Annotated in this window: 13 protein-coding genes; 9 read left to right on the top strand and 4 right to left on the bottom strand. The window is 63.8% G+C overall.

Annotation, left to right across the window (positions count from 1 at the left end; translation table 11 throughout):
- Positions 1 to 213 precede the first annotated feature (213 nt).
- From ACIPZ8_RS01795 to dkgB, 4 genes are all read left to right on the top strand, one after another.
- Positions 214 to 1,866, top strand: a complete 1,653-nt coding sequence (locus ACIPZ8_RS01795; protein ID WP_400719297.1) for a nitrite/sulfite reductase — start codon at positions 214 to 216, stop codon at positions 1,864 to 1,866.
- A complete protein-coding gene (locus tag ACIPZ8_RS01790) occupies positions 1,850 to 2,344 on the top strand; it encodes a DUF934 domain-containing protein (protein WP_027919848.1) in 495 nt (164 codons plus the stop codon). The genes ACIPZ8_RS01795 and ACIPZ8_RS01790 overlap by 17 nt, the downstream gene beginning before the upstream one ends.
- A 191-nt stretch (positions 2,345 to 2,535) precedes the next feature.
- The gene (locus tag ACIPZ8_RS01785; protein ID WP_400719296.1) at positions 2,536 to 4,041 is read left to right on the top strand and encodes a hypothetical protein; all 1,506 of its coding nucleotides are present in this window, start codon (positions 2,536 to 2,538) and stop codon (positions 4,039 to 4,041) included.
- A 185-nt stretch (positions 4,042 to 4,226) separates the two neighbouring features.
- On the top strand, positions 4,227 to 5,030 hold the full coding sequence (dkgB, locus tag ACIPZ8_RS01780; RefSeq protein ID WP_400719295.1) for a 2,5-didehydrogluconate reductase DkgB: 804 nt from the start codon (positions 4,227 to 4,229) through the stop codon (positions 5,028 to 5,030).
- 43 nt (positions 5,031 to 5,073) lie between these two features.
- Here dkgB and ACIPZ8_RS01775 read toward each other — a convergent pair whose 3' ends face one another.
- Complete coding sequence (locus ACIPZ8_RS01775) at positions 5,074 to 5,547, bottom strand: sn-glycerol-3-phosphate transporter (protein WP_400719294.1); 474 nt, start codon at positions 5,545 to 5,547, stop codon at positions 5,074 to 5,076.
- Between the two features lie 80 nt (positions 5,548 to 5,627).
- Here ACIPZ8_RS01775 and ACIPZ8_RS01770 point away from each other — a divergent pair, with 80 nt between their 5' ends.
- Together ACIPZ8_RS01770 and ACIPZ8_RS01765 are read left to right on the top strand one after the other, a co-directional pair.
- Positions 5,628 to 7,079, top strand: a complete 1,452-nt coding sequence (locus ACIPZ8_RS01770) for an alpha/beta hydrolase (protein WP_400719293.1) — start codon at positions 5,628 to 5,630, stop codon at positions 7,077 to 7,079.
- A 407-nt stretch (positions 7,080 to 7,486) separates the two neighbouring features.
- Positions 7,487 to 7,951: a nuclear transport factor 2 family protein gene (locus ACIPZ8_RS01765; protein ID WP_294325794.1), complete on the top strand. Its 465-nt coding sequence runs from the start codon at positions 7,487 to 7,489 to the stop codon at positions 7,949 to 7,951.
- On the opposite strand, the gene ACIPZ8_RS01760 is transcribed toward ACIPZ8_RS01765, so the two are convergent.
- Both ACIPZ8_RS01760 and ACIPZ8_RS01755 read right to left on the bottom strand, forming a co-directional pair.
- A complete protein-coding gene (locus tag ACIPZ8_RS01760) occupies positions 7,952 to 9,307 on the bottom strand; it encodes an ATP-binding protein (protein ID WP_400719292.1) in 1,356 nt (451 codons plus the stop codon).
- Positions 9,304 to 10,014, bottom strand: coding sequence for a response regulator (locus ACIPZ8_RS01755; protein ID WP_400719291.1), 711 nt, complete (start codon positions 10,012 to 10,014; stop codon positions 9,304 to 9,306). Before ACIPZ8_RS01755 ends, ACIPZ8_RS01760 begins: the two co-directional genes overlap by 4 nt.
- Positions 10,015 to 10,181: 167 nt before the next feature.
- Here ACIPZ8_RS01755 and ACIPZ8_RS01750 point away from each other — a divergent pair, with 167 nt between their 5' ends.
- On the top strand, positions 10,182 to 10,961 hold the full coding sequence (locus ACIPZ8_RS01750; protein WP_400719290.1) for a VacJ family lipoprotein: 780 nt from the start codon (positions 10,182 to 10,184) through the stop codon (positions 10,959 to 10,961).
- Positions 10,954 to 11,190: a hypothetical protein gene (locus tag ACIPZ8_RS01745; RefSeq protein WP_400719289.1), complete on the top strand. Its 237-nt coding sequence runs from the start codon at positions 10,954 to 10,956 to the stop codon at positions 11,188 to 11,190. The genes ACIPZ8_RS01750 and ACIPZ8_RS01745 overlap by 8 nt, the downstream gene beginning before the upstream one ends.
- Before the next feature lie 9 nt (positions 11,191 to 11,199).
- Here the strand turns inward: ACIPZ8_RS01745 and ACIPZ8_RS01740 are convergent, their stop codons facing one another.
- Entirely contained in the window at positions 11,200 to 11,487 is a 288-nt protein-coding gene (locus ACIPZ8_RS01740; RefSeq protein ID WP_085674329.1) for a DUF3303 domain-containing protein, read from the bottom strand.
- A 269-nt stretch (positions 11,488 to 11,756) separates the two neighbouring features.
- Between ACIPZ8_RS01740 and ACIPZ8_RS01735 the strand changes: the two genes are divergently transcribed.
- Positions 11,757 to 12,992, top strand: a complete 1,236-nt coding sequence (locus tag ACIPZ8_RS01735; RefSeq protein WP_400719288.1) for an MFS transporter — start codon at positions 11,757 to 11,759, stop codon at positions 12,990 to 12,992.
- Positions 12,993 to 13,009: the final 17 nt, after the last annotated feature.

Below are 13,009 nucleotides of genomic sequence, written 5' to 3'. Positions count from 1 at the left end.
CGGATACACCCTTTGAAACAAACCATCGAGTATAAACCTGTCGCACGCAGGGGTAACAAATGGCAGTCAGTCTCACTTAGTTCTTTTGGTTCTTTTCATATGCAAAAACATCACTTTAGCGCATAAACCCAACCTGCTATCGTTCCCCGGCTCCGAACCGGAGTGCGCGGCCGTGCGCGCGAATAGCTGCATGCAGCCTGAGACAGGACTTTTATGTACGTATACGACGAGTACGATCAGCGGATCATCGAGGACCGCGTCAAGCAGTTCCGGGATCAGACCCGCCGCTACCTGGCCGGTGAGCTGAGCGAAGAAGAATTCCGCCCTCTGCGCCTGCAGAACGGCCTCTATATCCAACGTTTCGCGCCGATGTTGCGTGTCGCCGTGCCGTACGGCCAGCTGAACGCCAACCAGGTTCGCACCCTGGCCAAGATCGCCCGCGACTACGACAAGGGCTATGCCCACATTTCCACCCGCCAGAACGTGCAGTACAACTGGCCGGCGCTGGAAGACATCCCGGACATCCTCGCCGAACTGGCCACCGTGCAGATGCACGCGATCCAGACCAGCGGCAACTGCCTGCGCAACACCACCACCGACCAGTTCGCCGGTGTGGCCGCGGATGAAATCGTCGACCCGCGCCCATGGTGCGAAATCGTCCGCCAGTGGACCACCTTCCACCCGGAATTCGCCTACCTGCCGCGCAAGTTCAAGATTGCCATCAACGGCTCGAAGGAAGACCGCGCGGCCATCGAAGTGCACGACATCGGCCTGGAGCCAGTGCGCAACGCCGCTGGCGAGCTGGGCTTCCGCGTGCTGGTCGGTGGTGGCCTGGGCCGTACCCCGGTGGTCGGCTCGTTCATCAACGAGTTCCTGCCGTGGCAGGACCTGATCAGCTACCTCGACGCCATCCTGCGCGTGTACAACCGTTACGGTCGCCGTGACAACAAGTACAAGGCGCGGATCAAGATCCTGGTCAAGGCACTGACCCCGGAAGTGTTCGCCGAGAAAGTCGAGGCCGAAATGGCCCACCTGCGCGGCGGCAGCACCACCCTGACCGAAGCCGAAGTCCAGCGTGTCTCGCGCCACTTCGTCGACCCTGAGTACCTGGCCCTCGACAACGTCGACTACAGCGCCCAGGACGCCGAGTTCCCAGGCTTCGCCCGCTGGCGCTCGCGCAACACCCGCGCCCACAAGCGCCCTGGCTACGTGGCCGTGACCCTGTCGCTCAAGCCGACCGGCGTTGCCCCTGGCGACCTCACCGACAAGCAGCTGGACGCCGTGGCGGACCTCGCCGAGCGCTACAGCTTCGGCTTCCTGCGGACCTCCCACGAACAGAACATCATCCTCGCCGACGTCGAGCAGCGCCAGCTGCACGCGCTGTGGATGGAACTGCGCGAGAGCGGCTTCGCCACGCCGAACATCGGCCTGCTGACCGACATCATCTGCTGCCCGGGCGGTGACTACTGCTCGCTGGCCAACGCCAAGTCGATCCCGATCGCCGAATCCATCCAGCGCCGTTTCGACGACCTGGACTACCTGTTCGACATCGGCGAGATCGACCTGAACATCTCTGGCTGCATGAACGCCTGCGGCCACCACCACGTCGGCCACATCGGCATCCTCGGGGTGGACAAGAAGGGCGAGGAGTTCTACCAGGTATCGCTGGGCGGCAATGCCGCGCGCGACGCAAGCCTGGGCAAGATCCTCGGCCCGTCCTTCGCCCAGGATGACATGGCCGATGTGATCGAGAAGCTGATCGCCGTGTACGTCGAACAACGTACCGAGGAAGAGCGTTTCATCGACACCTACCAGCGTATCGGCATCGACCCCTTCAAGGAACGCGTCTATGCAGCGAATCATTAAGAACAACCAGATCGTCGACGAAACCTGGCACCTGCTGCCCAAGGACTTCTCGTTCGACGAGCTGAGCAACTGCGACGACTACATCGTCCCGCTGCAGATGTGGCGCGACCATGCCCACGTGCTCAAGGCCCGCGACGGCGGCCTGGGCGTGTGGCTGGACAGCGACGAGCAAGCAGAAGAGATCGGCGACGACGTGCAGCACTTCCAGGTCATCGCCCTGAACTTCCCGGCCTTCACCGACGGGCGCAACTACTCCAACGCTCGCCTGCTGCGTGACCGCTACGGCTTCAAGGGCGAACTGCGCGCCATCGGCGACGTGTTGCGCGACCAGTTGTTCTTCATGGCCCGCTGCGGCTTCGACGCGTTCGCCATCCGTGCCGACAAGGACCCGGAAGACGCGCTGCAGAGCCTGAAGGACTTCTCGGTGACCTACCAGGGCGCCACCGACGAGCCGCTGCCGCTGTTCCGCCGCCGCTGACCGTCACCCGTAGTGCCCGACGGCCCGCCTTTTGGCGGGCCGTTTCGTTTGCAGGCAATACACACTCAGGTTTCCTGATGGCACGCCGATAGCATGGATACCCACAAAATCCGCATGGAGCGCCGATGATGAACCCGATTGCTGCCGTTCGCCCCCTCCCCGTCCAGATCGCGCCTGCAGCGACTGCTCAGATGAACGCAACCAGCCAGGCCGCCGGCACGCTGGTCCGTGCCAGTACGCAGGTGGTCCTCGGCCAGCAATCGATCAGCATGGGCAGCGACATCTACTCTGCCAAAGGCACCCTGGAGAGCCCGTCCAGCCACTACGTCTGGGAAACGCCAGGTGTCGACAAGCTCAGCCAGTACATGGCCAGCGCCGTGCAATCGAGTTCGACCAGCACGCGCTTCCAGGGCCTGGGGGCGGCGTTGCTGGCGCAACTGGCCGCCAATGGCGGTGAGACCATTAGCCAATCCGGCTTGCTGGTGAACGACGCATCCGCACCAGATCAGCTGATCCTGGGCCTGCAGCAGTCGCGCCTGCGCGAATACGCCAGCAACAGCATCACCTTCAACCTCACCACGGTTTCCGGCGCGACCGTGTCCCTGGGCCTGTACAGCAGCGAGCAAGGCCTGGCTGTGGATGCACAGGTGCAGGGCGGCACGCTCAGCGCCAAGGAACTTGATGGCCTGGCCGCGCTGGCCAGCAGCTTCCAGTCGGCCATCAATGGCCTGACCCAGGAACCGCCGAGCCTCCAGCTAGGTGCACTGGTCAAGCTCGACCCGAGCCTGTTCACCGGCCTGCAACTCGACGCGCAGCTGGTGACCGGCAGCGGCGAACAGCAAACCTTCGAACTGCGCCTGGACGACCAGACCCGTAGCCTGAAACTGCAGGGCCCCGGTGGTGAAGTGAAGATGAACTTCGACACCCAAGGCGGCGCTTTGCTGGGCAGCCAGGCCATGCGCCAGACTGCGGTGGCCAATTACCTGATGCAATTTGACGCTGCGCAACAGCGCGGCCACGGCGACGAACAGCTGATGAGCCTGTTCAAGGATGCTTTCAGCCAGCTCAACAGCGTCGATGACAACAACCACCTGGCCAGCTCGGCAACGGCCATGAACAACAACAGCCGCCTGCTGCTCAGCGGCCTGGCCGACTTCAACGCATCGATCAGCCAGCCCACGCAGCAGCCCAACCCGGCGAAGCCGGAAGAGGCAGATAGCTTCAACTACCAGGTTTCACAGTCGACCAGGATCAAGGGTGGCGCCAACCTGAGCGTTGAGCAGCAACAACAGGCCAACCTCAAGGCCGCCTGGCACGAAGGGCTCAACCCACTGGTGGCCCTGCAGCTGACCCGCGACAGCGACTCGCAGAACTACCGCTACCACGAAGTCAACGACCAGTCGCACAGCACTACCCGCCTGGGCTTGCGCAATGGCGTGCTGAGCGAAGCCAGTGTGTCGCAGCAGGCGACCCAGAAAGAGCGGGTTCGCACCTACCAGAAAGGCATTGAGCTTTCGGACGTAGTCAACAATGCTTCCAGCAGCAAGGAACGTGACCTGCTGGGCACCCTCGACGCATTGCTGCGCCAGGACCGTGAAGCACAGCGCATCGGTGCACAGTCCAGGCTGGAGCAACAGGTGCTGGGCCTGAGCCAGCTGTGGTTGCTGCAGTCCAACCTGACGTTGATCAAGGACTGATGGCGTCGCCTTTCCGGATTTGCATGAGCCAACGGTCTGTTCGTGACTTCACGTCAAATGACCTTGACCGTACCCTGCCTTAATCAAACACGCTGAAACCCGCAAACTGCTCCCATTCGAAGATCGACCGCAACTGAGCGACTAGGCTCAGTTCGGTCCACCTTTCACTCACCAGGAGCAGATTCATGAGCATTCCATCCTTTGGCCTCGGCACTTTCCGCCTGACCGGCCAAACCGTCATCGATTCGGTCAAGTCGGCCCTGGAACTGGGCTACCGGGTCATCGATACCGCACAGATCTACAAGAACGAAGCCGAGGTCGGCCAGGCCATCGCCGAGAGCGGCGTGCCACGCAGCGAGCTGTTCATCACCACCAAGATCTGGGTAGACAACTACGCCGCCGACAAGCTGGTCCCCAGCCTGCGCGACAGCCTGCAGAAACTGCGCACCGACCATGTCGACCTGCTGCTGATCCATTGGCCGGCCCCGGGCAACGGCGTTGAACTGGCCGAATACATGACAGCCCTGGCTGAGGCCAAGGAACTGGGCCTGACCCGTCAGATTGGCGTGTCCAACTTCAACATCGAACTGACCCGCCAGGCCATCGCCGTGGTCGGCAAAGGCGAGATCGCCACCAACCAGATCGAGCTCAGCCCGTACCTGCAGAACAGCAAGCTGACAGCGTTCCTCAAGGAGCAGGGCATCACCGTCACCTCCTACATGACCCTGGCCTACGGCAAGGTCCTGAAAGACCCGGTGCTGGCCGAGATCGCCAACAAGCACAAGGCCACGGTCGCCCAAGTCGCCCTGGCCTGGGCCCTGCAGCTGGGTTACGCGGTGATCCCGTCTTCGACCAAACGCGAGAACCTGGCCAGCAACCTGCTTGCCCAGAGCCTGCGCCTGGATGCCGACGACATGGCGCGCATTGCCACGCTCGAACGCGATGGCCGCGAAGTCAGCCCCGCCAACCTGGCCCCGGTCTGGGACTGAGGCATGGGCACCGGGGGCTGCCTTGCAGCCCTCACGCTCCCCTTCAGAACCTCAACCCCACATTGATCATCCCCGCAGCCCCTCCCAGCACCACGAACTCGGCCCCCACCGGCCCCCAATGCACGCCGAACGACGGAATGATCACCGGCGCGACGCCGAAATGGTTCAACGGGATCTTGTCGTCATATTCGCCCTTGTAACCTTCGATCAACCCCGCGCTCAGCTTGGCATACACGGGATAGCGCTCGTGTTCCCAGACCTTGCCCAGGTAGGCGTAGTAGGAGCGTTGGGAGAACGAGTTCTTGAAAGTCGCCGCGCCCCACAGCAGGCCGTCGGTGTAGATGCGCTCGATGCCGATCAGTTCCTGGTGGTTGTTGTGCTCCGGGTCGTGGGTCCAGTGCTTGGTATAGGCGCTGGTCTGCACATACCAATAATCCCCCTCGCGCTCGCCTTCTTCGGCAATTGCGGCCAGACTCAATGCCAGCAGCCCGATCGCTGCAATCGACGTCCTGTTCATGCTCGATGCCTCGCGGGACAATCCAGTGACACTAGCCGGGCCCGCCCGATTGCGCCATAGGAAACATCCAGGGAGGAATGATGCCGATACGCCGTCTGCTGGTGGCTGTGGTACTCGTGGTGCTGGCCCTGCTGATCACTGCGCTGTTCGCCTTGCGTATCACCGCGATTGCCGATTTCCAGCTGGAGCCGTGGCACACCTACGTGCCGGACGAAATGCCAGCCAGCGACATCGACCACGCCAGCTGGGGCGACTACCTGGCTGCCGAGCAACGCGTGCTCAACCAGGTCAACCGGGAAATGCGCGAGCAACTGGCTGGCGAGCAACCGTCCGCCTACAACCGCTTCGTGGCCAGCAGCCGGGTGTTCCCGGGCAATCTCAGCCATGACTGGAACCGCTCCTACATCGCCGAGCCCAGGCAGGCTGCCAAGGGCGCGGTGGTGCTGCTGCACGGCCTGACCGACTCGCCGTACAGCCTGCGCCATCTTGCCCGGCACTTTCACGACCTGGGCTATGTGGTGGTCGCCCCGCGCTTGCCCGGGCATGGCACGGTCCCGGCCGGCCTCACCGCTGCCCACTGGGAAGACTGGATGGCCGCCACCCGCCTGGCCGTGCGCGAAGCGACCCGCCGCGCCCCTGCAGGCAGCCCGCTGTACATCGTCGGTTTCTCCAATGGTGGCGCACTGGCCGTCAAATACAGCCTAGACGCGCTGGAGGACCCGCACCTGGCCAGGCCCGCCCATCTGGTACTGATCTCACCCATGATCGGCGTCAGCCGCTTTGCCCGCTTTGCCGGCATTGCCGGCCTGCCTGCGTTGTTCCCGGCGTTCGCCAAGGCCGCCTGGCTGAGCGTGCTGCCTGAGTTCAACCCCTTCAAGTACAACTCGTTTCCGGTCAATGCCGCGCGCCAGTCCTACGAGCTGACCGACGCCGTGCGCCAGCAGCTGGTCGTGCAAGCCCGCGATCCGCAGCGCCTGGCCACGCTGCCACCGGTTCTCACCTACCAGTCACTGGTCGATGGCACGGTCAGCACCGAAGCCATCCAGACCGGCCTGTATGACCGCCTGCCGGCCAATGGCAGTGAACTGGTGGTGTTCGACACCAATGCCTCGCTGGGTATCGACGACATGCTCAGGCCGTCGGTGGCAGCCCTGCGCGACAGGATGTTCACACCCCAGGCCCGCCCCTATGCGCGGACCTTGATTGCGACCCGAGGCCCGGGTGATGCGCAGCTGAAGTCGACACGCTTCGCGGCCCAGGCAACCACGGCTGACGAGCAGATGCTGGATGCGGTGTATCCGCCCGGCCTGATCTCGCTGTCCCATGTGGCGCTGCCCTTTCCGATCGACGATCCGCTGTATGGGCAGCAGCCTGGTGGCCAGGAAAATTACGGGGTGAACCTGGGTAACTTGAACATGCGCGGGGAACGTGGGGCGTTGATCGTGGATGCGGGGAGCTTTTCGCGGGCGACTTCGAATCCGTTCTTCAAGGTGATGCTTGACGGGCTGGATGAGGAATTGCGGTTGCGCTGAGGCGCCTGACTTGAGGCTTTTTGCGCCTGTGAGATCGAGCGCCGCCCGCGCGGCGCATCGCAGGCAAGCCTGCTCCTACATCTGTTTCGGGCCAGTGGAACCTGTGCCATTGGCGCGCGTACTTTTGGTGCATGGCTCGAAATCGCGTCGTATAAACAAGGGGGCGCGCGCCAATGCCTCAGGAATAATTGGCCCGAAACAAATGTAGGAGCAGGCTTGCCTGCGATGCGCCGCGCGGGCGGCGCTCGATCTTGAAGGCGCCATAAGGCTCCAGGCATGCGCTGAGGCCCCCGCTACCCACCCACTATTCCACCAAGCGCAACAATGAAATGCCCTGCGCACTTATTCTCGGGCACGCTGGCGAGTACTACGCTACTCCCTGCCAACCACTCCCCAGGAGCCACCCGATGTCCCGCCCTCCACTGCCCCCGTTCACCCGCGAAACCGCCATCCAGAAGGTCCGCCTCGCCGAAGACGGCTGGAACAGCCGCGACGCTGCCAAAGTGGCACTGGCCTACACCGTCGATACTGCCTGGCGCAACCGCGTCGAATTCCCCCGTGGCCGCGCCGAGGTCGAGGCGTTTCTGACCCGCAAGTGGAACCACGAACTGGAATACCGACTGATCAAGGAGCTGTGGGCCTTCACCGGCAACCGCATCGCCGTGCGCTATGCCTACGAATACCACGACGACAGCGGCCAATGGTTCCGTGCCTATGGCAACGAGAACTGGGAATTCGCCGAAGATGGCCTGATGCAAAACCGTTTTTCCAGCATCAATGAACACCCTATCAGCGAAGCAGAGCGCAAGTTCCACTGGCCGCTGGGCCGGCGCCCGGATGATCATCCGGGCCTGAGCGACCTGGGGCTCTGATCAACCCACCGGCAAGCTGACCTTGACCTCTAACCCGCCCCCCAGGCGATTGGCCAGGGTCACGCTGCCGCCTTGTTCCAGCACGATCGCGCGCACCGCCGGCAAGCCGAGCCCGACACCACCGGTGTCGCGATTGCGCGAACCCTCGATGCGGAAAAATGGCGCGAACACACACTCCTGCAGTTCAGGGGCGATGCCCGGCCCGCGATCCAGCACGGTGATTTCCAGTTGCTCGGCAGTGACCGCCAACCGCACCTCAGGCGCCAGGCCATACTTGACTGCGTTATCGACCAGGTTCACCAGCACCCGCTTGATACCCACCGGCCGCCCGACGTAGACGCAACGCCGCGGCGCATCGAGCGCAACCTTGATACCCGCGTCCTTGAAGTCGTCCACCACCGTTTGCAGCATCTCGGCCAGGTCGAACGCCGTGGTCTGTTCCAGCCGCGCATCGTCGCGGAAGAACTCCAGCGCGGCATCGACCATGGCCTGCATTTCGTCGACATCCTTGAACAGCTTGGCCTGCAATTCAGCATCCTCGATAAACTCGCCACGCAGGCGCATGCGCGTCAATGGCGCGCGCAGGTCGTGGGAAATCGCCGCCAGCATCTGCGTGCGATCATTCACGAAATGCTTGAGCTGCGCCTGGGTGGCATTGAAGGCGAGAATGGCCTGGCGCAGGTCATGGGGGCCAACTACCGGGATCGGCGGGGCATTGAAATCCTTGCCGAAACGCCGTGCGCCTTCAGCGAAGCGTTCCAGCGGATGGGCCAGATAGCGTGTGGCGAACAGCGCGACCGCCAGGCTGGAAACCAGCATCACGGCAATGATGATGAGGTTGCGTGGCAGTTCGTCCAGGCCCCAGCTACGATCCGTGGCGCGGTACAGCACCCAGCTCTTGTCACTTAATTCGATCATCAGGGCATAGCCGCGCGCCGGTTCATACTCCAGCAGGTTGGTCGGCTCGAAGGCCTGGATCTGCGCATCAGGCCGTTTCAACAACGCACGCAGGGTTGGCGTGCCCTTGCGAAACTCGGCATCGACCAGTGCAGGCACATCGGCCTGGTCATGGCTGCGCAACCATTGCACGGTGTACGAGCCATCCCCTGCCGCACTGGCAATGATGGCGCGCTGCGACACCGGCGCGGCATCGAGGATGCGGGTGACGGTGGCGACCTTCTCGATCACCCCGCTTTCCAGCAACGGCGGCTGCGCCCACACGCTCAGCAACAGGCTGAAGAGCCCTTTGAGCAACAGCAGGATGAGCATCGCCGTCAGCGTGGTCAGGGCAATCCAGCGGGCGATGGTGATGCGTGGCCGCGGCAGGGCCTTGCGCAGCTTGGCCAACAGCCTCATCGCCTGACCACGGTGGCAGTGAACAGGTAACCGACATTGCGCAAGGTACGGATCAGCGGTTCGGCGCCCGCTTCGCTCTCCAGCTTGCGCCGCAGCCGACTGACCTGCACGTCGATGCTGCGGTCATAGGCCTCATAGGACTCACCCCGGGCCAGGTCGAGCAACTGCTGGCGGCTGAGCACTCGCCGCGGATGCTCGGCGAACACCAGCAGCAACTCGAACTCACCGTTGGAGAGGGGGATCATCACCTGCTCCGGCGAACGCAGCTCACGGCGCACCACATCCAGTTGCCAGCCGGAAAACTCCAGCAGCGTGCGCGGGTTGTCAGCCGCGCCGTCCGCCGCTTCGCCTGCCCGGCGCAACACCGCCCGCACCCGCGCCAGCAGCTCGCGGGCGGCAAATGGCTTGGTCAGGTAATCGTCGGCGCCCAGCTCCAGGCCGACCACGCGATCGCTCAGCTCGGCCATGGCCGTGAGCATGATCACCGCCACCTTGTGCTCGGCACGCAGCCGCTGGCACAGCACCAGGCCACTGTCGCCCGGCAGCATCACATCGAGAATGACCAGGTCCGGCACGCGTCGCTCCAGGGCTTGCCAAAGCCCTTTGCCATCGCGGGCCACGTCGACTTCGTAGCCATGCTGACGGAGAAACTTCTGCAACAGATCGAGTACTTCGACATCATCGTCGACAATCAGCAAATGGCTCAAAACAGGCACCGAAAACAAAGGCAATTACCCTGTACTGTAAGGCCATCACCGGGCCGTCGTCATATATTTCAACCCGGAAACAAAGTGTCAGACACGAGACAATCCGGACATTCCCAGGCAATCAATCCCCCGCAGCATCGGCGCCACTTCTTCACAGGAATGTGCCCATGCCCACCCCCTCCGCAGCCTGGTTATCTGCCCGCAACATGGTCCTGGCGTTGTCACTGCTCGCCGCCAGCGGCTGCAGCCAGCGCCCGCCGGCCACTGCCTGCGGGCCGGTCGCCTACCAACTCAGCGACCCGGCCGAACCTGCCAACCGCGCCGTGTTCGCCTTCAACCGCAGCGTCGACGACTACCTGCTGGCGCCGGTCGCCCGCGGCTACACCGCCTTGCCGAACTTCGCCCAGCAAGGCGTACACAACTTCACGGCCAACTTCGGTGAGCCAAAGGTGTTCGCCAACGACCTGCTGCAAGGCAACGGCGAGCGGGCGATGACCAGCCTGAGCCGCTTCATCTTCAACACCACCCTCGGCGTGGCCGGCCTGATCGATGTGTCCGGCAAAATGGGCCTTGCCCGCCATGAGTCGGACTTCGGCCAGACCTTCGGCGTGTGGAACATCACCGATGGCCCGATCGTCGAGCTGCCGCTGCTGGGCTCGCACAACCTGCGCGATGCGACTGGCCGGGTACTGGGGCTGGCATTGGACCCGTTCGGCGACAACAGCGATACGGTCGAAACCCTGGGCACCGTGGCCATGGCCGGTGGCATGGTGGATGGCCGGGCGCAGGCGTTACCGCTGACCGACAAACTGCGCACTCAGCCGGACTACTACCAGGCCGTGCGTGATTTCACCGCGCAACAGCGCGCCAACCGGGTTGTCGAGGGCCAGCTCGGCGCGCCTGGCAAGCGCCCGGAGCAGTGCCAGGGAGGGCCTGCCGGTGAATGATGCAGTGTCACTGTTCCGCCGCGTGGAGTGCGGGACCGAGCAGCCTGTGCTGCTGCACGAGCTCGAAGCCCGGGTTTCGGAGGATGGACGCGAACTGATTGTCAGCCGTTATCGGGAACGTTACGGCAACGGTGGCGACACCCAGCGTCACGAAGTGCATCGCCGCGTACCGATCGCCGCATTGCTCAAGTGGATGGCCAGGGCAGACACGACACCCCAGCCATCCTGATACTCCCGCTCAGTGCGTCATCTTGCTCACAGCGGCCACCAGTATCGGGCCTAGCTCGGCATCGGTCATCGCCGGGCTGACCTGCATGTGCGCCAGGTCGCTCCAGTCCATTGTCCACTGCAACACCGGCTGCAGGTCATTGCTTTCAACCACGGCAAAACCCTGCAGCTCGCCTACCGCGTGCCAACGGCCATGGACCTTCAGCTCGGCAGGCGGCAGGCCGCCGGTCTTGGCAAAACGGGCCATGACGGCGTTGCGGTTTTCCGGGGCAATGCTCCATTGGATGATGAAAAGCATGTGGCACCTCCCAGTTGCTCGGCACCTGTGCCAGACACCCGCCCCGGGGGCGCCGGGGCCTGGGGCGGGTGAATGCGCCATGTTTAGGCATAGCAGGATGGACAGCCGGTTGCCTGGCTGATTGTCGGAATCTGGGCACCGTTGCAGGCCTCAGCCCGAAATGTCCGAATCGCGACAGTGAGTGCCTGTTCAGCGTGAGACAGGCATTGCCCAGCTGGATAACCTCCGTCGGGCAACGCCTTGCCATCACTCGAAAAAGAGCCTCACCCATGACGACTCCTGCCGCCTCCTTGGCCCCGCCCGCCACAGCCGCCGACCAACCCCAGGGCTTCCTGGTCCGGATCGTCGGTGCCGCCGCCTTCGCCCACTTGCTCAACGACCTGATCCAGGCCGTGCTGCCGTCGATCTACCCGATGCTCAAGAGCGACTTTTCGCTGAGTTTCGCCCAGATCGGCTGGATCGCCCTGATCTACCAGGTCACCGCCTCGCTGCTGCAGCCCTGGGTCGGCATGTACACCGACAAGCGCCCCATGCCTTACCTGCTGCCCACCGGCATGCTGTTCACCCTGGTCGGCATCGCCCTGCTCGCCTTCGCCAACAGTTACGAGATGCTGCTGTTCGCCGCTGCCGTGGTGGGTATCGGTTCGGCAACCTTCCACCCCGAAGCCTCACGGGTCGCGCGCATGGCCTCCGGCGGGCGCTTCGGCACCGCGCAGTCGACCTTCCAGGTCGGCGGCAACACCGGCTCGGCGATCGGCCCGCTGCTGACCGCCGCCATCGTCATCCCCCACGGCCAGCCCGCCATCGCCTGGTTCATGCTGGCGGCAGGGCTGGCCATCTTCGTGCTGCTGCGCGTCACCGGCTGGACCATCCGCCACGGCCAGACCCAGCTCAAGGGCCTGGCCGGGCAACAGGCGCCCGGGCTCTCAAAAGGTGCCATGTGGCGCGCCGTGGGCGTGATCGCCGCGCTGATGTTCGCCAAGTTCGTCTACATCGCGTCGTTCACCAACTACTTCACCTTCTACCTGATCGAGCACTTCGGCCTGAGCGTGCAGCAAAGCCAGCTGTACCTGTTCGTGTTCCTCGCCGCCGTGGCCCTGGGCACCTTTGCCGGCGGGCCGGTCGGTGACCGTATCGGGCGCAAGGCGGTGATCTGGATCTCGTTCCTCGGCGTGGCGCCGTTTGCCCTCGCCCTGCCCTACGCCAACCTGGCCTGGACGGCGGTGCTCGCGGTGGCCATCGGCCTGGTGATGTCGTCGGCCTTCGCCGCACTGGTGGTGTACGCCCAGGAAGCCGTGCCTGGCCGGGTCGGGATGGTTTCGGGGGTGATGTTCGGCCTGATGTTCGGCATCAGCGGCATCGGTGCTGCGGGCCTTGGCGAGCTGGCCGACCGGCATGGCATCGTGTGGGTGTACCAGGTGATCTCGTTCCTGCCACTGCTAGGCCTTGCCACCGCACTGCTGCCGGCAACCCGTTCGAAAGCACGGCCTACCCGCTGCTGCTAAGATGGCCGCGCTTGTTG

Origin of the sequence: Pseudomonas sp. NPDC089422 (assembly GCF_044749405.1) — a bacterium.
Taxonomy (GTDB): Bacteria; Pseudomonadota; Gammaproteobacteria; order Pseudomonadales; family Pseudomonadaceae; genus Aquipseudomonas.
Note: the sequence above shows the minus strand (reverse complement) of the source record. Positions and strands in the feature narration are given on the sequence as shown.

Coding starts and splice junctions, on each gene's coding strand:
- ACIPZ8_RS01795 (WP_400719297.1), top strand. CDS start 214: ATGTACGTATACGACGAGTACGATCAGCGGATCATCGAGGACCGCGTC.
- ACIPZ8_RS01790 (WP_027919848.1), top strand. CDS start 1,850: ATGCAGCGAATCATTAAGAACAACCAGATCGTCGACGAAACCTGGCAC.
- ACIPZ8_RS01785 (WP_400719296.1), top strand. CDS start 2,536: ATGAACGCAACCAGCCAGGCCGCCGGCACGCTGGTCCGTGCCAGTACG.
- dkgB (WP_400719295.1), top strand. CDS start 4,227: ATGAGCATTCCATCCTTTGGCCTCGGCACTTTCCGCCTGACCGGCCAA.
- ACIPZ8_RS01775 (WP_400719294.1), bottom strand. CDS start 5,547: ATGAACAGGACGTCGATTGCAGCGATCGGGCTGCTGGCATTGAGTCTG.
- ACIPZ8_RS01770 (WP_400719293.1), top strand. CDS start 5,628: ATGCCGATACGCCGTCTGCTGGTGGCTGTGGTACTCGTGGTGCTGGCC.
- ACIPZ8_RS01765 (WP_294325794.1), top strand. CDS start 7,487: ATGTCCCGCCCTCCACTGCCCCCGTTCACCCGCGAAACCGCCATCCAG.
- ACIPZ8_RS01760 (WP_400719292.1), bottom strand. CDS start 9,307: ATGAGGCTGTTGGCCAAGCTGCGCAAGGCCCTGCCGCGGCCACGCATC.
- ACIPZ8_RS01750 (WP_400719290.1), top strand. CDS start 10,182: ATGCCCACCCCCTCCGCAGCCTGGTTATCTGCCCGCAACATGGTCCTG.
- ACIPZ8_RS01740 (WP_085674329.1), bottom strand. CDS start 11,487: ATGCTTTTCATCATCCAATGGAGCATTGCCCCGGAAAACCGCAACGCC.
- ACIPZ8_RS01735 (WP_400719288.1), top strand. CDS start 11,757: ATGACGACTCCTGCCGCCTCCTTGGCCCCGCCCGCCACAGCCGCCGAC.